16 protein-coding genes are annotated in these 20,796 nt (G+C 63.6%); 8 read left to right on the top strand and 8 right to left on the bottom strand.

The window, feature by feature from the left end:
* Positions 1–102 precede the first annotated feature (102 nt).
* Positions 103–1,893, top strand: coding sequence for a glycoside hydrolase family 13 protein (locus ACX80Z_RS04410; protein ID WP_459315021.1), 1,791 nt, complete (start codon positions 103–105; stop codon positions 1,891–1,893).
* Positions 1,894–1,948: 55 nt separating this feature from the next.
* Positions 1,949–2,962: a LacI family DNA-binding transcriptional regulator gene (locus ACX80Z_RS04405; RefSeq protein WP_459315020.1), complete on the top strand. Its 1,014-nt coding sequence runs from the start codon at positions 1,949–1,951 to the stop codon at positions 2,960–2,962.
* A gap of 12 nt (positions 2,963–2,974) precedes the next feature.
* Here the strand turns inward: ACX80Z_RS04405 and ACX80Z_RS04400 are convergent, their stop codons facing one another.
* From ACX80Z_RS04400 to ACX80Z_RS04375, 6 genes are all read right to left on the bottom strand, one after another.
* Positions 2,975–3,388 carry a heat shock protein transcriptional repressor HspR gene (locus ACX80Z_RS04400; RefSeq protein WP_019482215.1) on the bottom strand — a complete coding sequence of 138 codons (414 nt, stop codon included), beginning with the start codon at positions 3,386–3,388 and terminating at the stop codon, positions 2,975–2,977.
* Positions 3,389–3,417: 29 nt separating this feature from the next.
* Positions 3,418–4,446, bottom strand: coding sequence for a DnaJ C-terminal domain-containing protein (locus ACX80Z_RS04395; RefSeq protein WP_459315018.1), 1,029 nt, complete (start codon positions 4,444–4,446; stop codon positions 3,418–3,420).
* 154 nt (positions 4,447–4,600) lie between these two features.
* Positions 4,601–5,311 carry a nucleotide exchange factor GrpE gene (locus ACX80Z_RS04390; protein ID WP_459315016.1) on the bottom strand — a complete coding sequence of 237 codons (711 nt, stop codon included), beginning with the start codon at positions 5,309–5,311 and terminating at the stop codon, positions 4,601–4,603.
* A 2-nt stretch (positions 5,312–5,313) separates the two neighbouring features.
* Entirely contained in the window at positions 5,314–7,212 is a 1,899-nt protein-coding gene (gene dnaK / locus ACX80Z_RS04385; RefSeq protein ID WP_019482218.1) for a molecular chaperone DnaK, read from the bottom strand.
* Positions 7,213–7,614: 402 nt separating this feature from the next.
* A complete protein-coding gene (locus ACX80Z_RS04380) occupies positions 7,615–8,952 on the bottom strand; it encodes an aminotransferase class I/II-fold pyridoxal phosphate-dependent enzyme (protein ID WP_459315015.1) in 1,338 nt (445 codons plus the stop codon).
* A 177-nt stretch (positions 8,953–9,129) separates the two neighbouring features.
* Positions 9,130–11,343, bottom strand: coding sequence for an MMPL family transporter (locus tag ACX80Z_RS04375; RefSeq protein WP_459315014.1), 2,214 nt, complete (start codon positions 11,341–11,343; stop codon positions 9,130–9,132).
* 122 nt (positions 11,344–11,465) lie between these two features.
* On the opposite strand from ACX80Z_RS04375, the gene ACX80Z_RS04370 reads away from it, so the two are divergent.
* From ACX80Z_RS04370 to ACX80Z_RS04360, 3 genes are all read left to right on the top strand, one after another.
* A complete protein-coding gene (locus ACX80Z_RS04370) occupies positions 11,466–11,939 on the top strand; it encodes a MarR family winged helix-turn-helix transcriptional regulator (RefSeq protein WP_459315012.1) in 474 nt (157 codons plus the stop codon).
* 22 nt (positions 11,940–11,961) lie between these two features.
* The gene (locus ACX80Z_RS04365; RefSeq protein WP_459315011.1) at positions 11,962–13,563 is read left to right on the top strand and encodes a phytoene desaturase family protein; all 1,602 of its coding nucleotides are present in this window, start codon (positions 11,962–11,964) and stop codon (positions 13,561–13,563) included.
* Positions 13,564–13,713: 150 nt separating this feature from the next.
* A complete protein-coding gene (locus ACX80Z_RS04360; RefSeq protein ID WP_459315010.1) occupies positions 13,714–14,898 on the top strand; it encodes an ATP-grasp domain-containing protein in 1,185 nt (394 codons plus the stop codon).
* Between the two features lie 8 nt (positions 14,899–14,906).
* Here the strand turns inward: ACX80Z_RS04360 and murJ are convergent, their stop codons facing one another.
* The gene (murJ, locus tag ACX80Z_RS04355) at positions 14,907–16,409 is read right to left on the bottom strand and encodes a murein biosynthesis integral membrane protein MurJ (RefSeq protein ID WP_116778427.1); all 1,503 of its coding nucleotides are present in this window, start codon (positions 16,407–16,409) and stop codon (positions 14,907–14,909) included.
* A 105-nt stretch (positions 16,410–16,514) separates the two neighbouring features.
* Here murJ and ACX80Z_RS04350 point away from each other — a divergent pair, with 105 nt between their 5' ends.
* Positions 16,515–17,132 carry a LysE family transporter gene (locus ACX80Z_RS04350; protein ID WP_019481109.1) on the top strand — a complete coding sequence of 206 codons (618 nt, stop codon included), beginning with the start codon at positions 16,515–16,517 and terminating at the stop codon, positions 17,130–17,132.
* Between the two features lie 23 nt (positions 17,133–17,155).
* The gene (gene pabB, locus ACX80Z_RS04345) at positions 17,156–19,288 is read left to right on the top strand and encodes an aminodeoxychorismate synthase component I (RefSeq protein WP_459315009.1); all 2,133 of its coding nucleotides are present in this window, start codon (positions 17,156–17,158) and stop codon (positions 19,286–19,288) included.
* 210 nt (positions 19,289–19,498) lie between these two features.
* Here the strand turns inward: pabB and ACX80Z_RS04340 are convergent, their stop codons facing one another.
* Complete coding sequence (locus ACX80Z_RS04340) at positions 19,499–19,759, bottom strand: GlsB/YeaQ/YmgE family stress response membrane protein (protein WP_019481110.1); 261 nt, start codon at positions 19,757–19,759, stop codon at positions 19,499–19,501.
* 239 nt (positions 19,760–19,998) lie between these two features.
* On the opposite strand from ACX80Z_RS04340, the gene ACX80Z_RS04335 reads away from it, so the two are divergent.
* A complete protein-coding gene (locus ACX80Z_RS04335) occupies positions 19,999–20,631 on the top strand; it encodes a methyltransferase domain-containing protein (protein WP_459315008.1) in 633 nt (210 codons plus the stop codon).
* Positions 20,632–20,796: the final 165 nt, after the last annotated feature.

The raw sequence follows: 20,796 nt of genomic DNA, 5'->3' as shown, positions 1-20,796 counted from the left end.
AGAAAAAACTGGTTGAGAATCCGCCCTCAAACCGGCATGCGGCAAGCTAGCCCAGGGCAAGCGCTTCCACTTTTAGTTGATTTGCGGTCTAAGATAGTCGGCATGCCTGAGATTGTTCCCGTCCTGAGCGGCGATCACCTGTCCTCGCCTGCCTCCTTCCACGACCCATTGCACGCCGCGTGGGGGGATGCCGAGTGGTGGCGCTCATCTGTCATCTACCAGGTCTACCCGCGCTCGTTCCGGGACTCGAACGGCGATGGTACGGGAGACCTTCCTGGCGTCCTGGCCGAATTGGACCATTTGGCAGAGCTCAGCGTCGACGCTGTTTGGCTATCCCCGTTCTACCCCTCTCCCCACCGCGACGGCGGCTACGACGTCGCAGACTATTGCGATGTCGACCCGATGTTTGGCACGCTAGCCGACTTTGACGCCCTTGTTGCAGGGGCGGACCGCCTTGGGATTCGGATTATCGTCGACCTCGTACCCAACCATTGCTCAAGTGAGCACGCGCTGTTTCAGGCCGCGCTGGCTGCTCCCGAGGGTTCGCCTGAGCGGTCCATGTTCATTTTCAGTGATGGCCGGGGCGCCGGCGGCGACGAGCCCCCCAACAACTGGCAGTCCCATTTCGGCGGCCCTGCGTGGACGCGCATTACTGCTCCTGATGGCTCCCCTGGCCAGTGGTATCTTCACCTTTTCGATTCCTCCCAGCCCGACTTCAATTGGGACAACCCAGCCGTGCGGGAGGAGTTCGAGCGAGTCCTCCGTTTCTGGCTTGATCGCGGGGTGTCCGGGTTCCGCGTGGACGTAGCGCATGCCCTCATCAAGGCCAAAGGCCTGCCGGACTGGGGCGGCCGTGCCGACGGCGGATCCACGGAGGGCTTCCCTGGTTCGGATGCGCCCATGTTCGGGCAGGAGGAGGTCCATGCAATTTATCGTCGGTGGCGTGGCATCCTCGACGAATACGACGGAGACCGAATCCTTTGTGCCGAGGCGTCAATCGACCCCCTGCCCCGCCTGACCGACTGGGTGCGCCCGGACGAGATGCACCAGGCCTTCAACTTCGCATACCTTCATCACCCCTGGGACGCGCATTCCCTCCGCCATGTGATCTCGACTTCGCTGACCGCTTTCGACGCAGTCGACGCGCCCACCACCTGGGTGTTGAGCAATCACGACGTCGTCCGGCACGCAAGCCGCTTCGGCCTCCCCGAGGGCGCTCCCCGTGGTGGTGACGGAATCGGCAGGTTCGACGCGCAGCCCGACACCGCGATAGGACTGGCCCGGGCCCGGGCTGCTTCCCTCGCGATGTTCGCCCTGCCGGGAGGCATTTATCTTTACCAGGGCGAGGAACTTGGCCTGCCCGACCACACTGCAATGCCTGACGATGCTCGCAAGGACCCGACCTTCGGCCGAACCGGAGGGGAGCGACTCGGCCGAGACGGCTGCCGGGTTCCGTTGCCGTGGCTCGCCGATACGCCCACGTTTGGTTTTGCGGCGAACCACAGCGGCGCACCCCATGAGGCGCCGACCCCCTGGTTGCCACAACCAGAGGGGTGGTCTGGCTACGCCCGCGACCGTCAGACGGAGGATCCTTCCTCAACGCTGTCCCTGTATCGGACCGCCCTCCAGCTTCGACGGGATTTGCGGCTCGGTGCCGGATCCCTGAGCTGGTCCCGCGAGTACGAAACGACCGACGCCGTTGCGTTCCTCAACGGCGAAGTGCTGGTGGTTCTCAACATGGGTGAATTCGCCATCCCGCTTCCGCCGGGCGCTATCATCGTCTCCAGCACGCCGGAAGAAATGGAAGCGGGGGAAACCCGAATGCTCCCACCCAATGCTTGCGTCTGGCTGATCCACTCCACGGATAGCGCTTTCGTGGCGACTCCGGAATGATCGAAGGAGGCACAGTCCAGCCGGAGTGCACCGCATGAATTTTGGGAGGGAGACCATGGCCGGCATCAAGGATGTCGCCCAGCTCGCCGGGGTCTCCACCGCGACCGTATCCCGAGCGCTCAGCGGCAAGGGGCAGGTATCGGAGCGAAGCCGGGCGCGGGTTCTGCGGGCCGCAAAGGAACTGGGCTTCGTGGTGAGTTCGACTGCGTCCTCGCTAGCCTCGGGCCGTCACCGCAATGTGGGAGTCGTCGTGCCGTCGGTCGCCCGTTGGTACTATTCCCAGATCGTCGACAGCGTCGCGGCATCGTTGCTCGAGGCTGGGTATGACCTCACGCTTTATAACCTGAACGAGAACGCCGACCACCGCGACCGCGTCCTCACCGACTTTCTTCTCCGCCAGCGGTGTGATGGGGTGATCCCCGTTTCGCTTGAACTTCGCCGCGACGAACTGGATCAGCTCCTCGCCGTAGGAAAGCCAGTAGTCGGCATTGGCGGGCCGCTTCCCGGGGCGGAGACCTTCAGCGTCGATGATGGTGAAATTGCCCGACTCGCCACAGAGCATCTCATCAGCCTTGGGCACCGGCGAATTGCCCACCTCGGTGGTGCCGATGCTTTTGAAAATGATTTCCGGATTTCCGGCACCCGTCGGAACGGGTATGAGTCGGCCATGAGGAACGCAAACCTGGACATCCTTGACTCCTGGCGCGTCGACGCCGACTTCACCATTCAGGGCGGTCTAGCACAGGCGAAACAGCTCCTGGGCTATCCTCGCGATACTCCTTCGGCGGTCTTCTGCGCGTCAGACGAGATGGCGATAGGCACCATCCTCGCGGCGCGCGAGCTGGGACTTCGCGTCCCCGAAGACATTTCAGTGATCGGGATTGATGGGCATGAACTCGGGGAAGCTCTCGGGCTGACCACGGTGGCCCAATTCCCGCGGGAACAGGGGCAGCGCGCCGTCGAGCGCCTCCTGGCGATTCTGCAGGACCCGGCAGCCTATTCTTCTACCAATCACGTCGCTCGAACAGCGCTCATTATCCGATCAAGTACAGCCGCGCCGGCAGTGTAGCCCGTACCGCGGTCACGGGCGCCACACGACCATCGCCTGACTCCGCGGCCGGGGGCGCTGACCGCGGGAGAGGGTAACGACGTCGCCTGCGAGTCCGGCGGCAAACACCCTGCTTGAGTCAGGCTGACGACGGCGGGACGCCAGTTCGTCGGTCAGCTCCTGAACCCGGTATTGCAGGGCGGCGACCTGATTCTCGAGCTGCAGGATCCGTCGGATACCTTCCAGCGACACCCCCTCCTGGGAAAGCCGCTGCACCTCGCGGAGAGTGGTCACGTCCCGCTGCGAGTAGCGGCGGGCGCGGCCGGGAGCCCGGCTGGGTGTCACCAGCCCGAGCCGGTCGTACTGCCGAAGGGTTTGCGGGTGCATGTCCGCCAGTTCGGCGGCGACGGAGATCACGTAGATGGGCAGGCTTGCGTCGATTGCCATCGTGACCTCCTTTCGATGCTGCGTGGGCTTTAGAGTTTCGCTTTGGCGGCGAGGCCCGCTCGCGGGTCGGCGTCGACGGTCGCGGCGGCAAACGCCTCGACCGCAGCCTCTGCGTCCTTGTTCAGTTTCTGCGGGACAACGACGTCGATGGTCACCAGCAAGTCACCGGTCGCCTTTGCTGTGGACACCCCACGCCCCTTGACGCGCAGGGTCCGTCCGGACGGCGTACCGGCAGGGACTTTGACCTTGACCGTGTCACCGGTCAGCGTGGGGACATCGATGTGCGCACCCATTGCAGCCTCCGGGAAGGACACCGGCACGTGGACACGGATGTTGTCGCCGTCGCGCTGGAAGAATGGATGCGGTTTCACCCTTACGCTGACCATCAGGTCGCCATTTCCTGCGGCGCCGGCCTGGCCCTTGCCCCGGACGCGGACCTTTTGTCCGTCCTTGATACCGGCGGGCACCCGAACATCGATGACTTCACCGGAGGGCTCACGCAGTCCGATGGTGGTGCCGTTAATGGAACCGGCGAAAGAAATGCTGGTGGTGGCCGTACGGTCGGCGCCTTTACGCGGGGTCGGCTGGTAGCCTCCGGGGAACCCACCGCCGCCCTGGCCGAAGCCGCCTCCCCCGCCCTGGCCGAACAGGTCGGCGAACTCGGGTGGAAGGTTGCCGTAGCTGGCGCCTCCGCCACCGCCGGGGCGTTGGCGTCCGGGCCTGGGCTGTCCGGCACCCTGACCGAAGAGGTTGCCGAAGATATCTTCGAAGCCAGCGCCGCCGGCTCCCCCACCGGGACCACCGGCGGTAAAGCGTGCGCCGCCGCCCATGGCACGGATGGCGTCATACTGCTGACGGTCCTCAGGATCGGACAACACCGAGTACGCCTCGGAAATGTCCTTGAACATCTTGTCCGACCCGCCGGTTGCCTGATTCTGGTCCGGATGGTGCTTGCGTGCCAACTTCCGGTACGACTTCTTGATGTCGGCAGCTGTTGCATCTTTGGGGACACCGAGAATTTTATAGAAATCCTTGTCGACCCAATCCTGACTAGCCAATTGGCGTCCCCTTTCGTATATGAATTCAAAGCATAGGTGAGTAGCGATGGAGCCGGAGCAGTGTCCGACCCGGCGGCTTTAATATTTCAAACGAGCTCTGCGAGCGAGGAAATTTCGTTGCCGCCGGTCGGGCACTGCTCCGGCTTGCCAGGCGCTACTCGGGCACTGCGACGATAACTTGGGCTGCCCGCAGGACGCGGTCGCCCTTCTTGTAACCTGCCCGCAGGATCTGGCTGACGCTGTCGAACTGTACGTCGGCACTGGGCTGCTGGATCAGAGCCTCGTGGATGTTCGGGTCGAACTCCACTCCGGTCTCGTCGATCCGGCTTAGGCCGTAGGTCTTCAGCGCGTTTTCCAATTTGGTGGAGATCGCAGCGAAAGGTCCGTCGGCCAGGTCGCCGTGCTGGCGGGCGGCGTCGATGTCGTCCAGGACGGGCATCAGCGAGTTCAACACTCCGATGACTGCCATGTCCCGGGCCACGTCCCGGTCGCGCTCGACGCGCTTCCGGTAGTTGACGTACTCGGCCGAGAGGCGTTGCAGGTCGGTACGCAGCTCGGCTTCCACAGCTGAGGCCGATCCGGCGGCGGGTTCGGTGAACCCCTCGCCGTCGATCCCGTTGAGGATTGCCTCGGCCTGGGCCAGCGCATCGCTACCATCGGCGGCCTGCTCCCCGGCGTCGGCTTCCTCAACGGGATCCTGAACGGAGTCCGGGGTCACAGGCTGGTCGGTGTGACCAGCCTGTGCGCCGTCGTCGTCCTGCTGCTGCTGCCCACGGACCTTACCTGTCTCGGGGTCGATCTTCCGGTTATCGCGGAAGCTGACCGGTTCGGACTGGTGCTCTTCTTCGTTTCCGTGGTGCGGCATGACTACTTCTTTTCGGTGTTGTCGTCTTCGTCGACTACCTCGGCGTCGACGATGTCCTCGTCGTTCGAGGACGAGCCAGCGTCAGGCGCCGTTCCATCCTGAGGTGCGTCGGCGCCTGGCGCGGCGGCGTCCTGCTGTGCCGCTGCGTAGATTGCCTCGCCGAGCTTGGTCTGTGACGCCTGAAGCTTCTCAAACGCTGCCTTGACCGTGTCAGCCGATCCGGCTTCCTCGGGGTTGGCTTCGAGTGCCTTCTTCAGTTCGTCGACGTCGGCCTGAACCTCGGTCTTGACGTCCTCGGGCAGCTTGTCCGAGTTGTCGGCGATCAGCTTGTCGACCGAGTAGGCCAACTGCTCGGCACCGTTGCGGGTGTCGGCTGCTTCGCGGCGTTCCTTGTCCTCGGCTGCGTGCTCCTCGGCTTCGCGGACCATACGGTCGATGTCTTCCTTCGACAGCGCGGTGCCGCCGGTGATGGTCATCGACTGCTCGGCGCCGGTGCCCTTGTCCTTGGCGGACACGTGGACGATACCGTTGGCGTCGAGGTCGAAGGTGACCTCAACCTGTGGCACGCCGCGGGGGGCGGGAGCGATTCCGGTCAGTTCGAAGGTACCCAGTGGCTTGTTGTCCCGGGTGAACTCGCGCTCGCCCTGGAAGACCTGGATAGCAACCGATGGCTGGTTGTCGTCGGCGGTGGTGAAGGTTTCGCTGCGCTTGGTGGGGATGGCCGTGTTGCGCTCGATCAGCTTGGTCATCATGCCGCCCTTGGTCTCGATCCCGAGGGACAGAGGGGTGACGTCGATGAGCAGCACGTCCTTACGCTCACCCTTCAGCACGCCTGCCTGGAGTGCGGCGCCGACGGCGACGACCTCATCAGGGTTGACGCCCTTGTTGGGCTCCTTGCCACCGGCGAGTGACTTCACCAGTTCGACGACGGCTGGCATGCGGGTTGAGCCACCGACGAGCACGATGTGGTCGATGTCGGCAACCTTGATGCCTGCTTCAGCGATGACGTCGTTGAATGGCTTCTTGGTGCGGTCCAGCAGGTCCTTGGTGAGGTCCTGGAACTTGGCACGGGAGAGGTGCTCGTCCAGGTGGACGGGGCCGTCTGGGGTGACCGAAAGGTACTGGAGGGAGATGTTGGTGGAGCTTGCCGAGGAGAGTTCCTTCTTGGCCTGCTCTGCCGCTTCCTTCAGGCGCTGCAGGGCGATTTTGTCCTTGGACAGGTCAACACCCTTGGCTTTGGCCTGCGACAGCAGGTAGTCAACCACGCGCTGATCCCAGTCGTCGCCGCCGAGGCGGTTGTCACCGGAGGTGGAGCGTACCTGAATGGTGGAGAAGTCGTCTTCATCCTTGCCGACCTCGAGCAGGGAGACGTCAAATGTGCCGCCACCCAGGTCGAAGACCAGGATGAGCTCGTCTTCCTTGCCCTTGTCCAGGCCGTACGCCAGTGCTGCAGCGGTTGGCTCGTTGACAATACGCAGGACGTTCAGGCCTGCGATTTCGCCTGCTTCCTTGGTGGCCTGGCGCTCGGCGTCGTTGAAGTAGGCGGGAACGGTGACGACAGCGTCGGTCACCTTTTCACCCAGGTAGCTTTCGGCGTCGGTCTTCAGCTTCTGAAGGATGCGCGCGGAAATTTCCTGAGCCGTGTAGTTCTTATCGTCGACCTTGACGTTCCAGTCGGTGCCCATGTGGCGCTTGACGGAAGCAATGGTGCGGTCGATGTTGTTGACGGCCTGGCGCTTGGCGATTTCGCCAACCAACACTTCCCCGCCCTTGGAGAACGCAACGATCGAGGGCGTAGTCCGTGCGCCTTCAGCGTTGGCGATAACGGTGGGCTCGCCACCTTCGAGTACGGAAACCACTGAGTTGGTGGTTCCGAGGTCAATACCTACTGCACGTGACATGCGTATTTCCTTTCAACAGCCCGTAATGAGGGGAATCGCTCAGCCCGTAGCCTGGCGAGTATTCGCCTGAAAGCCGGATCTTGAGCGTTCTTCACTCAACTGTACTCCGAGGCCGCAGAGAGTCAAATCTAAGTTGAGTGGGATAGGCTCAACCTTGCGTGCGGAGGCGCATTGAGTCGCCGAACTCCGCAGCGGTGGAGGGCATCAGTGGTTGTTCAGCCGTGAGAGAACGGGCCTTGGTCTGGTGCCGCGCCCCCAAACGGAGCCACCGTCTTTAGGGGCGTCGGGTGGCTCCGTTCAGGATGCCGTCACATGCCCGGCGTCCGAGGTGTGGGTGGCGGTCTCGGTACCATCGACTCCTCTTGAACGAGTTTCCACTCGGGGCCTTGGGAAATCCCTAGGTCAGAACGGAGGCGCCCCGCCGACCGCTTCCATCGCAGCGGCAAACACCGAAAGACTCCGCTGGAGCATGTCTTCGTTGGCAGTCAGGGAAATCCTAAAGAAGCCGGGTGTCTCGAAATGCACGCCTGGCATCACAAAGACCCCCTGGGCCGCTAGGGTCGCCACGAATGCCTCGTCGTCGGGGTCCGGCGAGCGCACAAACAGGTAAAACGTTCCTTCCGGGCGGTTGACCCGATAACCCATCTCCTGCAACGCATCAACCATCCGGTCGCGTTTGCGTTGGAGTGCCGGGATATCGATCGAAAACTGTTCGAGTCTGGGCAATGCGTGCTGGAGCACGGCGTTTGGGTAAATCCATCCCATCGCCAGTTGCAGGGCGTCAAGTGCGCTGGCAACCACATCACGATCAGGCAGGTTCGGATGCAACGCCAGATAGCCGATCCGTTCACCCGGCGAAAGATGAGTCTTCCCGTACGAGTAGGCCAGCAGGGTATAGCGGTAAAACTCGATCGGACTATGGAATCGAGCACCGTCAAACACGATGCGGTTATAGGGCTCATCGGAAATGAGATAAATCCGGCGACCAATCGCGGCCGAGCCGCTCTCAAGCACTGCCGCGAGACGTTCGAGCACAGCTGGCGGATAAATCCGGCCGCTGGGGTTGTTGGGAGTGTTGACAATCACCGCACACGTGCGGCTGGTGATCGCCGCTGCGATCTGGTCCACGTCGAGGTCAAAGGTCTCCAAATCCACAGTGACCTTTACGGGGACAAGCCCGGCCTCGATGATGATCGGCTCGTAGAAGAACCACGGTGGAAGGCTGTAGATCACCTCGTCGCCGGGGTCTCCCACTGCCTTGAGCGCGAGGGCGATCGCCGTGAAACCGCCGGTAGTCAGGTGGATGTCCTCGGGACGAAATGGCACCCCAATGAGGCGCTGGAGGGAGGCCGCGGCCGCCTCCTGCGCCTCAGGGGTGTTTTGTTTGTAGGCAAACCATTGGTCGTGGCGTGGAATTGTGGCTTCCTGGAGCGCCGCAACATAGGCCTCTTGCGGCATCTCGTGTGGGTTACCGAAAGTCAGGTCGCAGATGCCTGGCTCGTTCCGGCGCGCAGCATACGTCGAGGACGTGAGGAAAGCATTGAGGAGCCGGTAAGGCTCGGCTGCTGCCACGTTCCCAGCCCGCTGCGATATCGGCGAACTGGCAAGCCCCGGCGTCATCGAACTGGAGCGGTCAGGATCAGGTATTCCCGGCTGCTGGCTGGTCTTTGGCGCCGGACCCTCATCCAGTGCATCGTTGGCTGGTACGTCATGGTCGGGTGGGTTGGTTTGATCACTCACGATCGCTCCTCAGCTGTCGAATAATCAGCGCGCTGAATCAGTGGAGGCTGTGATGCGACCGATTATGGCCTCCACTGATTCAGCTGTAAAGAGCGCTTCCAGACCAGGCCTTCCCCTCCGCGGAACGGGTTGGAGGGGGCCGCGGACTGCTGCGGTGTTATCTACCCAGAGTGTTATCTACCCACGGTGAGCCGGTTCAGCGCGGTGGCCCTGCTCGTCCCGCCTGCCCGCCGAGCCTGGACCCGACAACCCGGATGACCCGCCGCGGTGCACCGGTCCGGATTCGCTTCCTAGCCGGGATGGCCACCAGATCCGCCGACCCAGGTCGTAGGACAGGGCCGGCACCAGCAGTGAGCGCACGATCAGCGTATCCAACAGCACACCGAAGGCCACGATGAACGCAATCTGGGCAAGGAACAGAATCGGGATGACCCCCAGGGCTGCGAAGGTGGCCGCCAGCACCACACCCGCAGAGGTGATGACTCCGCCGGTGACACCCAGACCCCTCAGAATTCCGGGGCGGGTTCCGATGCGTAGCGATTCCTCCCGGACTCGTGTCATCAGGAAAATGTTGTAATCCACCCCCAATGCCACGAGGAACACGAAGCCAAACAGCGGAACCGACGCATCTGCACCCTCAAAACCGAGCAGGTTGTTGAACACCAGGGCCGACACGCCCAGCGCCGTCGCGAAGGAGAGCACCACGCTGAGGATCAGTAGGACCGGCGCCACGATGGAACGGAGCAGGAGCATCAAGATCACCAGAATCACCGCCAACACGATCGGAATGATCTTCACCAGGTCAGCCTGGGCCGTGTCGTTGGTGTCAATCGCGATCGCGGTTACGCCACCAACCAGTGCCTCTGGGCTGGCGTCGTCCAGTGCGGTCCGCAACTCACGCACCACGTCTTCGGCCTCATCGGAGTCTGCCGGTGACTGCAGTGTGCCGGTAATCAGCACGTTGCCGCCACGGACGACGACGTCGCTGCCGGGTTCGGGAGACTCGGAACTGAGCGCGGCGTCAGTGATGCCAGCCTGGCTCTGCACCACTTCCAGGACAGCATCCTGATCCTGCTCTGGGGCGATCACCGAGACTGGGCTCCCCGAACCGGCGTCGAAGTGGCGCGCCAGGGCTTCCTGCCCGTCCACCGCATTCGATTCCGTGAGGATCAGTGCGGACTGTGGTACTCCGTTAGCCTGCAGTTGGAACAAGCCCAGGGAACCGGCGGCCAGGACGAGGAATGAAGCGATCCAGACGGGTCGGGCGTGCCGGGAGATCAGTGTCGCCACCTTCTTCCAGATGCCACGCAGTCCCTCCAGCCCGGTGGCGTTCACTCCTTCGGGCTGAACGTGGCTGGACCCCAGTTTGGGGCGCAGCGGCCAAAACGCCGACCTGCCGAAGAGCAGGAGAAGAGAGGGCAGCAGTGTCAGGGCAGCCGCCAAGGAGAAGAGGATTCCAATCGCCGCGATCGGACCGAGGCTCCGGTTGGAGTTGAGGTCGGAAAACAATAGACAGAGCAGCGCAACAATAACCGTGGCCCCGGAGGCAAGAATCGGTTCGAACGAGCCGCGGTACGCCACCCGCATCGCGTCCCATTTTGCGGCGTGTTCGCCAAGTGCTTCCCTGAACCGTGCAACAAGCAGCAGCGCGTAATCGGTCGCCGCGCCGATGACCAGGATAAACAGGATTCCCTGGCTCTGACCACTGAGCTGAATCCATCCCCAGTCGGCCAGGGCATAGACCAGAACGATCGATGTGGCCAGCGCAAACACTGAGGTCAGCAGCACCAGGAACGGAAGGATCACAGACCGGTAGACGGACAACAGGATCAGAAAGACCGCTCCCAGCGCCACGCTGAGCAACAACCCATCAATGCCGCTGAAGGCGCTTGAGAGGTCGGTGGCAAAACCGGCCGGCCCCGTGACGTACCCGGTGGTACCGTCGGGGATCTCGGCGGTCAGCACCTCCCGAAGCGCCTCTACCACCTCCCCGATCTCGGCGTCGTCCGCTACAAACGCGATGTACTGAATAGCGAATGAATCTTCGGCTGGCACGGGCCCGATGACAGTTGGCGCTCCGGCTTCAGCAGGCTCCAGTCCCTCGACCGTCGCTAGGGAGGTAGCCAGCTCCTCGTACCCACCGAGGTCGGCTGGTGGAATCTCCGTCTCCGATTCGACGACGATCACCGCAGGCAGGGAGTCCGAATCAGTGAATTGTTTCTGCAGTTCACCTGCTTCGGTGGATTCGGCGTTGGCCGGGAGGAACGACGCCTGGTCATTGCTCGAGACTTCCTCCAACTTGCCGAAGGTGGGACCCCCGAACGCGGCGCCCACCAGCCAGATCAGGACGACGACGGCGGGCAACAGGACCCGTAACCACTTGCTGTGCATGATGAACGCCTCTCAACGAAATTATCTCTAAAACAAACTATATCCATCATGGAGATATAATTGGTAGACGGACTAGAGTTGTTTCTTGCGGTAACTGTTGAAACGACGAGGTGAGAGTGAGCATGGCAGAGAACCCCCGGCCCGAACTGATGGCGTTGCTCCAACAGTTCACCGTGGAAACGGATCGGTACGTGGATACTGTTAGCGCGCGGGATTCTCTCTATCGGACAGATCTGAATGCCCTCGGCGTCATGATGGGCGCCGCCCGGGCCGGTGCCGTCGTGACTCCCGGGATGCTGCGCTCCGAACTGCACCTGAGTTCCCCTGCGACTACCGCACTGGTGGACCGCCTGGATAATGCGGGCCATGTGAAACGCTCCAGGAGCGACGTCGACCGGCGGCAGGTCCACCTCGAAATGACCGAGAAGGCAATGGCCACCGGCGGCAAACTTTTCGCCCCACTGGCCCAGCACATCGGTGGCGCGCTGGCACAGTTCTCCACCGAGGAGCAGGAACTGCTGGCCGAGATGATGCGTCAGATCACCAGCGCAACCATCGCCGCGCGAGAGGAAGTAGCGCAGGAACCGGCCGGGTAGTGCTGGTTGCTAGGCTGAGCCAATGGATCGATCACGCGCCAGACAGGACCATTTCGACGCCGTAGTGGTGGGCGGAGGCCATAACGGGCTCGTTGCAGCCACGTACCTGGCCAAGGCGGGCCGGTCGGTGGTGGTCCTCGAGCGCCAGGACCAAGTGGGTGGCGCCGCCGTATCCGCAGAGGCCTTTCCCGGCACGGGAGCGCGACTGTCGCGGTATTCCTACCTGGTGAGCCTCCTCCCCCAGCAGATTATCGACGATTTGGGGTTGGATCTGGAGCTGGTCCGTCGACGGTATTCCTCCTACACGCCGGTGGCCGGCGGCACTTCCGGCCTGCTGGTCGACAACGAGGACCGCAAAGCGACCCGAAAGAGTTTCCGCAGGATCGATGCGGGCGACGATGCTGGGGCCTTTGGCGAGTTCTACGGTCGCACCGCGACCCTCGCCGAGCGACTATGGCCCACGTTTACCAAGCCGCTGCTCAGGCGCGCTGAGGCGAGGGAACTGGTCGGAGACGACGAGATTTGGGCCGACTTCATTGAACAGCCGCTCGGTGGGGTAATCGAGCGCTCGGTGGAGTCAGATTTGGTACGTGGGGTACTCCTCACCGATGGCTTGATCAGCACTTTCGCGCGGGCCCACGACGAGGACCTGCAGCAAAACAAGTGCTTCCTCTATCACGTGGTTGGCGGGGGAACCGGGGACTGGGATGTTCCGGTCGGCGGCATGGGAGCAGTCAGCGGTGCCCTGGAACGGGCCGTGCTGGCCGCGGGAGTGGAGATCCGCACGGGGGCCGAGGTGACAGCGGTGGCGCCCAACGGCGTCGTCCATTACCAACCAGCGGAGGAGAACAGCCGAATGCGGAGCGTGACCGGCGAATACGTGCTGGCCAACGTCACGCCCGCTGTGCTGGGTCGGCTGATGGGCGGTCCGGGCGCCGACGGTTTCGCAACCTCCGCAGGTGCGGCCGAGGGCGCCCAGGTCAAAGTCAACCTGCTGCTCTCGCGGCTTCCGAAACTCAAGGACCCCGAGATCAGCCCCGAGCAGGCCTTCGGCGGAACCTTCCACATCAACGAGTTGTACTCGCAGTTGGACACCGCGTACACCGCCGCGGAGAACGGCAGGATCCCATCCCCCTTGCCGATCGAAATTTACTGCCATTCCCTGGCCGATCCGTCGATCCTGTCGGAGTCACTGCGGGAGTCCGGCGCCCACACCCTGACCGTTTTTTCGTTGCAGACCCCGCATCGATTAAGCCATGACGCCGATCACGACGTGCTGCGCGCGGAGCTACAGGCTGCAGTGCTTGAATCGCTGAACAGCGTGCTGGCCGAGCCCATCGAGGATTGCATCCTGCGCGACGGCGACGGCAAGCCCTGCATTGAAACGAAAACCACCCTCGATCTGGAGGAGACGCTGGGCCTGACCGGCGGGAACATCTTCCACGGTCCGTTGTCGTGGCCGTTCGCCGAGGACGACGCACCCCTGGACACCCCCGCCCAGCGCTGGGGTGTCGCCACCGACCACCAGCGCGTGCTGCTCTGCGGGGCCGGATCCCAACGGGGCGGTGGCGTCAGCGGGCTGGGTGGCCACAGCGCCGCCATGGCCCTCCTCGAGGAGCATTAGAGGTTCAGAAGAAAACGCCGAGTGGAACGCTTAACCGGTCATGTGACTGGTCCCGCCAGTAGAGTGAAAGCCTATTGACCCTGAACTTACCGCGAGTGTCCGCACCGGTGCGGAGCATCGGACGGCCGCTCACCATACCTTGAGGCGAGTTTGAAAAAGACACCAACCGAGGGACCGCGGGCCCTCGTCATCAGTACCAGCCGGGACAGGGGTGCGCTTGCTGCCGTCCGCTCGCTGCGCCAGTCCGGCTGGGTGGTTGGTGTCGGAACTCCCGACGGCGGCGGGATGCTCGGCGCGTCAGTCGCCTGCTCTGCCCGGCATGTGGTGCCACGACCGCGGCTGGATGGCGCCGCGTTCATCGAAGGAGTCCGCCGGGCAGTAGCCCTAGGGTCCTACGACGTCGTGTTCGGCGGCGGCGACGACTGGATGGCGGCACTCGCCACCTATCGGGACGACATTCCCACCCGGGTGGCCCACCCGCCGGCCGACGTCGTGAACGCTGCACTCAACAAGGTTGAACTTTCGGCGCTCGCCCATCAAATCGGCCTGTCGGCGCCCCGCACTGTCCAGGCATCCGATGAGGCGATCGAACAATGGCAAGGGCCGGTGGTAGTCAAGTGCCTGACGCACTGGGCGCACGGCCAGACCAGGCCACACCGGATCGAAGCGAAGCTCTTCCCCGACATCATTTCTGCCGGTCCACAGATCGAGCGGGTCAGGAAGGCCGGCGCCGAACCGATCCTTCAGGAACCGATCAAGGGGCATCTCGGTGCCCTCATCGGGATTTTCCACGACGGCCACCTGGATGGCCGGGTGCAACAAGTCACCTCACGCCTCTGGCCCACTCCAAACGGTGTGTCCACCCGTGCCGAGACGGTCCGGGTGGACGAGGATCTCGCAGCCAAGGTCGAAGCGCTGCTCCGCGAGCTCGGATGGTGGGGGTTGGTGGAGCTGCAGTTCCTGATTGACGACGACGGCGTCCATCACCTGATCGACCTCAACGGCCGCTTCTTCGGTTCGATGGCACTCACCAACGCCGCCCGGCCGGGTCTGACTGATCTGTGGGGGCGTCTGGTGCTCGGCGAGAAGATGCAGACATTGCCCGACGCCGCCCCTGGCATGCGCTACGCGTGGACGGCCGGGGATCTGCGACGGGCCAGCGTCGAACAGCGCGGCGGGCGGGTCGCCGACGTGGTGGATACCCTGCGGTGGGCTGGTCAGGCCCGCCACAGCGTGTGGGATCTGAAAGACCCGGGCCCCACCCTTCACCTTGCCTCGGCCCGGTTACGGCGGATCGATCGAAAGCCAAAATCAGTGGCAGCAGTCACCGGGTAGCTACTCGGCTAACCCCGCCCGCTCCTCCGCGCGACGCCCTTGACCATGTCGAGAGCCAGCAGTCGTTCTGGTGCCCGCAGCAGAATCAGCCCCAACAGGTACACGCCGAGGACCACCATGGCGACTGCCCCGCCGACCACAATGGCCGGCTGCCCAGCCACGATCACCAGGGCGCCGACGCCGGCCGCCCCGGCTACCGCGGCCAGCCCCAACGCGCGCGCAATCAAAGCCACGGTGGGCCGCAGCTCCAACCCCCGGTGGCGTCGATGCAGCAGCCAACCGTTCGCCAGAGCCGCGAAGCCCAGTGACGCGGTGGTCGCCAGCGCAATGCCTGCTATCCCCATGATGGGAGCGAGCATGATGTCTCCAACCACATTGATCACCATCGCAATTACCGACACCACCACCGGGGCCCGCGCATCACCCAGCGCATAGGAAGTACTCACCACCACCTGGCGGCACCCGAGGGCCAGCAAGGCGGGCGCGTACCAGGCCAGGGCGGTAGCCGTTGAGGTGATGTCGTCGCCGGTGAAGGCGCCGCGACCAAAGGCCACCTCCGCCAGCGGTTCGGCTGCGATGATCATCACCACGCAGATCGGGGTCAGCACGCTGACCGCGACCGCCAGCCCGCGGCCCACCAGCCGGCGCACCTCGGCGATGTTCTTCGATGAAGCGCTCAACGCCGGGTAGAGAGGTACCAGCAGCGAAGCGATAATCAGGGTCTCCGGCAGGTTGACCAGCCGCCACCCATAGGACAGGGCTGTAATGGCCCCCTCCTCGAGGGTGGAGCCCACCGCACGGTCCACCAGGGTGTTGATATTGGCGATCGCACTGCCCACAAGCATCGGGGGCATCAGCCGCGCCATTTCACGGAATCCCGGGTCCCCAAGGTTCAACCGCGGGCGCACCCGCGTTCCCAACGAAAACAGCGGCGGCAGCTGCAACAGCAGGCGTGCGGCCGACCCGACGACGAACCCGACCGCGAGCGCGGCGATGCCATAGGTGGGCCCAAAGAGTCCGGCGGCGCCGATCATGATGATGTTGAACGGCACGCCCTGCAACGCTGACCAGACCACCCGACCATGTGACTGCGACAGTGAGGCCAATAGGTCCGTCCCAGCAATCAGCACCGTGGCGATCAGGACGATACGGGTCAGCGCCTCGGTTGTCTCGGCCTGTGCGCCATCAAAGCCCGGGGCGATCACCGCGGTGACTGGGCCGACGAAGATACTCATCACCACACCGCCCACGCCGAGCACGATCATGGTGACGGTGAGCGCGGTGTCGAACCCCGGATGGCCCCGGCAACCGTCCTTCTCCTGGGCAGCCTCGCGGGATGTCACGGGGATCGCCGACCGAGCCATGGCGTAGGCGATCAGGCCCAGCACAATGTTCATCAGCCCCTGCGCCACGAGGTAGGCGTCGAGCTCGGCACCGGCCCCGAAGACGGCAGCAATCACGACGTCACGGACGAACCCGAACAGGGTGGACACGGCGGTTAGGCCGGTCACCAGTAGGGCTGCCCTCCGTATACCTGGCCTAGTCACCCTATGACGATACATTTTGTCGCCGGGATCGCCCGCACTGCGGCGTCAACGGCCCGTTAGGATTGGCTGGTGACTTTTTCTGTCTGGCTGGCTCTGCTCGGAGCCCAGGCCCTCATCAGCTTCAGCCCCGGAGCCGGGGCCGTCAACACCATGAGCAATTCGCTCACGGTGGGCTTCCGCCGGTCCATGTGGGGCATCCTCGGGCAGCAGGTGGCACTCCTCGTTCACATTGCGGTGGTTGCGGCGGGAGTTGGGCTCCTGGTGGCGAGCTCCCCGGTGGCGTTCAATGTCATCCGGTTCGGTGGTGCCGCCTACCTGGTCTATCTGGGTATCAGGAAACTCCTGCAGTCCCCCGATCTCGAGGAGCAGGCCGAGGTCCGCCGGGCCGAGGGCGCCTTCTCCCTGTTCCGCCGGGGCCTGTGGGTGAACCTCCTCAATCCCAAGGCAATCGTGTTCTTCCTTGCTTTCATTCCACAGTTCATCAGGCCGTCCGAGCCGCTGCTGGGTCAGTACGGCATCCTGGCCGGCACGGTCGTGGCGATCGACGTCCTGGTCATGTGGTTCTTCTACGCTGCAACCGCCAAATCGTTCAGACGGTTCACCCAGAATCCTCGTGGGCAGATCGTCCTCAACCGGATCTTTGGCCTACTGTTTGTAGCCGTGGGTATCCTGCTCGCCGTCGCCTAACATCACCCGAGGATCAACAGCCCATGGCACCAAAAGGCGGGACCACCGTCGCACCGTTGATCGTTGCTATCGACGGTCGCTCAGGGGCCGGCAAGACCACCCTCGCCGTCGAGTTGGCGGCACTGCTCCGCGAGCATCACACGGTCAGCCTGTTTCACCTCGAAGACATATACCCGGGCTGGGACGGGTTGGAAACGGGTATGAACCGCTATGTTTCGGCGGTGCTGGAACCCCTTGCCGCCGGGCACACCGCCGAGTGGCGGGCGTGGGACTGGGAGGCCAACGACGACGGGCCAGCACAGCACACGGAACCGGCCGACGTCGTCATCGTTGAGGGTGTTGGAGCGGCCTGCCGGGCCGCACTCGAATTTTTGGACGTCAGCATCTGGGTGGAAGCAACCGAGGATATCCGGCGCACCACGGCTCTGAGCCGTGACGGGGACGCCTACGCGCCGTTTTGGGAGCGGTGGGCAGCGCAGGAGCAAACGTGGCTCAGCCGGGATCAACCTCAGCTCACCGCCGACCTCGTCGTCACCGGGCATCAGGACGTCTCGGCGCCCGAAAGGGTCAGGTTGGCCCTCACTGGCCTGCCTCAGTGCGGTTCGTTGCTCGCGGCTGAGCGCGCACAGCGCCGGGCCGTCACCCTGCAGGTGGAGCGTCACGACGGCTGCCCGGATGGCGCCGCCCTGTTCGCCGCTCTCTACGGTTCCTCGGAACATGCCGTCTGGCTGGACAGTTCAGCCTCGGCTGCAGGGGTCGGAGGGCGCAGCCGGTTCAGCATCCTGGCCGACGACGGCGGCCAGTTCGGTCAGCTTGCCCGGCACTCCAGCGGGGCAACCGAGATCATTTCGGGGCAGGTCACGGCCCGCATCCCGGGCCCGTTCTTCCGTTGGCTCGATTCGGTCTGGGGCCGCAGGGCGGTGCCCACACCCAGCGATTATCTGTGCGGTTTCACACTGGGCTGGTTGGGTTATCTCGGGTATGAGCTCAAGCGGGAAACCGGTGGCAGTTCCGCGGCTCCTGGCACACTCCCGGACGCGGCCCTGATCTTCGCTGGCCGTGCGGTGGTCCTCGATCACGAGCAGCAGGCAACCTATCTCCTCACCCTGACCGCGCCCGGACATGACCAGGAGGTGCAGCACTGGCTGTCCGCAGCGCGGTTGGCCGTTCGGGAGGCGGACGCCCTCAAGCCGCCGGGCGCCACATCTTCTCCGAGCGACACAGTTTCCCCAGCCGCCACAGCTTCTCCGAGCGACATAGTTTTTCCAGGCGACACCGTTTCCCCGGGCGCAGACCCGCCGCCGGCCTTCACCTCCCGCGACACCCGCGCCAGCTACCTGGACAAGGTACGCCGCGCCCAGGCTGAGATTAGGGAAGGCAACACCTACGAGGTCTGTCTCACCACCTCTCTCCACGCGCACACGACAGGGTCCCTGAACCCGTTCGATGTGTACCGCGCCCTGCGCCGGGCCAGTCCTGCGCCCTTCGGCCATTTCCTCAGGTTCCCCGGCTTCGCCGTAGCCAGCACATCCCCGGAGCGGTTCCTGCAACTCAGCGCCGGCGGCGCCCTGCGCGCCGAACCGATCAAGGGCACCCGCCGTCGTTCGTCGGACCCGGCGGCGGACCTGGCCCTCCGAACGGACCTTCAGACCTCCCTGAAGGATCGCGCGGAAAACATCATGATCGTTGACCTGTTACGTAACGACCTCTCGCACGTTGCAGTCCCCGGCAGCGTGATCGTCAGCCGGTTGTGTGAGATTGAAAGCTACGCCACCGTGCACCAGATGGTCAGCACCATCGACGCCCAGTTGCGGCCGGGCGTCTCCCGGACCGAGGCCGTCTCCGCGGCGTTCCCGGCCGGCTCGATGACCGGGGCACCGAAAATCAGCACCATGGCCATCCTTGACCGGCTGGAGGCTGCCCCGCGCGGGGTGTATTCGGGCGCCGTCGGCTACTTCTCCCTGACCGGTGCAGCGGACCTCGCCGTCGTCATTCGCACCCTGGTGCTTGAGGACGACGGCGGCGGCACCCGGCTCAGCCTGGGCGTCGGAGGAGCGATCACTGCCGATTCGGATCCGGACGATGAGTGGGAAGAGGTGCGCACCAAAGCGTTCGGCGTGCTGTCAGGCCTCGGGGCCGCGTTCCCGGATAGCTAAGGCTGATGAATGAGGCCGCTGCGGTATGGAATCGGCTGCGGTATGGAATCGGCTGCAGTCCGGAATCGGCTGCAGTCTGGAATCGGCTGCGATGGGGCCGCTGCGCGTCGTTTCACCGCAGGAACGGCCCCCAGGCCAAGGTCCGCCGCTTCCAACCGGCAAGGCTGGCGCTGGGGGCCGTTTCTGGTGAGATCCGGCCCCCAGGCTACCCTAGCGGCGGACTTTGCGACGGCCGCTAACGCCCTCGGCGACGCCGATCAGCAGTACTGAGGCGATGACCGCTACGATGAATCCGAAAACGTTCAGCTCGAAGATGCCCCCGGTGCCGAGAAGGTTCGCGATGACGCCGCCGATCACTGAACCGGCAAGTCCCAGCAGGAGCGTGGCCAGCAGCCCAAGGTTCTGCTTCCCGGGCTTGATCAGCCGTGCCAACGCGCCGATGATGAGTCCTGCAACGATAAATCCGATCACAATAACTGTCCGTTCTTTGGGGTCTGCCCCGTTACTACGAGGCCGCGTGCCATTGGTAACACTACTGATGAAATTCTATCCGGTGCCGGTCGGCACGGGAAAATACGACGGGTGCGGCACTGTGACTGTTAGCCAGGAATGGCGGTTATTCGCAGCTTCAGTTGGCGGTCCTATCGGCCTATTCAGCAATCGCTTACGGGGCTCCGTCAGTCGTTGGGTCACCGGTTAGTCTGGTGTTCATGATCCCAAGTGCTGACCTTGATTCGTACGCAGACAAGATGCGCCAACTTGTGGGAAAGGGTGCGGATCTCGAGGTCGACGCACGGTTCATAGACATGTTGGCCCCCCGCAACAGTCGGATCCTCGATATAGGGTGCGGAATCGGATCGGCAGTTAACGCACTGCGGCAGAGCGGGCACGAGGCCTACGGCATTGATCCGACCAGCACCGTTTTGGATGTGGCCGGTGACGTCTTCGATAGAGGTTGGTACCGGCAACTGGCCGTGGAGGAACTATCCGATGAGCGCCTGTGCGTAGAGGGTCTTCCTGACCGGCACGAGGTCATCCTGATGTCAGGTAACGTGCCGGCGTTCCTTTCTGATGAGATTCTGAAAGACGCTTTCAGGAAGGTCAGCGAGCTATTGGTAGACGGTGGTCTTTTTGTTGTTGGTACCACAGTCGCCGCTAGGGGCGGTCCGAAGTCCCAGGACGCTGTGGCAGGGCTCGTAGGATTGCGGTTCCTGAATCGATTCTCCGATTGGCATCTCGGCTCCTTCGATCAGGATTCAGCCTGGTCGGTGAGCGTTTATGCCAAACCAGGTGCGCTGAACACTGCTGCCGGACCAGACGGAATTTTCATATTGAAGCGTTGACACCCGATTAGGCAGTCCCGTTGGCTCTGTCGCGGTGAAGGATGGTGAGTTCAGTCGGTCGTTGCAACACCCCCTATTGATGCGAGGTGTTGTGTATGTCATCGAAGAAGGAACGGATTGTTCAGGAGGCACGGTTCTGGGTATTGATGGCCCAGGGGTCTACGC

The sequence above is a fragment of the Arthrobacter sp. TMT4-20 genome, from assembly GCF_054510775.1.
Note: the sequence above shows the minus strand (reverse complement) of the source record. Positions and strands in the feature narration are given on the sequence as shown.

Bases quoted from the DNA above. Each gene is read 5' to 3' on its own strand.
- ACX80Z_RS04410 (WP_459315021.1), top strand. From the start codon at position 103: ATGCCTGAGATTGTTCCCGTCCTGAGCGGCGATCACCTGTCCTCGCCT.
- ACX80Z_RS04405 (WP_459315020.1), top strand. From the start codon at position 1,949: ATGGCCGGCATCAAGGATGTCGCCCAGCTCGCCGGGGTCTCCACCGCG.
- ACX80Z_RS04400 (WP_019482215.1), bottom strand. From the start codon at position 3,388: ATGGCAATCGACGCAAGCCTGCCCATCTACGTGATCTCCGTCGCCGCC.
- ACX80Z_RS04390 (WP_459315016.1), bottom strand. From the start codon at position 5,311: ATGCCGCACCACGGAAACGAAGAAGAGCACCAGTCCGAACCGGTCAGC.
- dnaK (WP_019482218.1), bottom strand. From the start codon at position 7,212: ATGTCACGTGCAGTAGGTATTGACCTCGGAACCACCAACTCAGTGGTT.
- ACX80Z_RS04375 (WP_459315014.1), bottom strand. From the start codon at position 11,343: ATGCACAGCAAGTGGTTACGGGTCCTGTTGCCCGCCGTCGTCGTCCTG.
- ACX80Z_RS04370 (WP_459315012.1), top strand. From the start codon at position 11,466: ATGGCAGAGAACCCCCGGCCCGAACTGATGGCGTTGCTCCAACAGTTC.
- ACX80Z_RS04365 (WP_459315011.1), top strand. From the start codon at position 11,962: ATGGATCGATCACGCGCCAGACAGGACCATTTCGACGCCGTAGTGGTG.
- pabB (WP_459315009.1), top strand. From the start codon at position 17,156: ATGGCACCAAAAGGCGGGACCACCGTCGCACCGTTGATCGTTGCTATC.
- ACX80Z_RS04335 (WP_459315008.1), top strand. From the start codon at position 19,999: ATGATCCCAAGTGCTGACCTTGATTCGTACGCAGACAAGATGCGCCAA.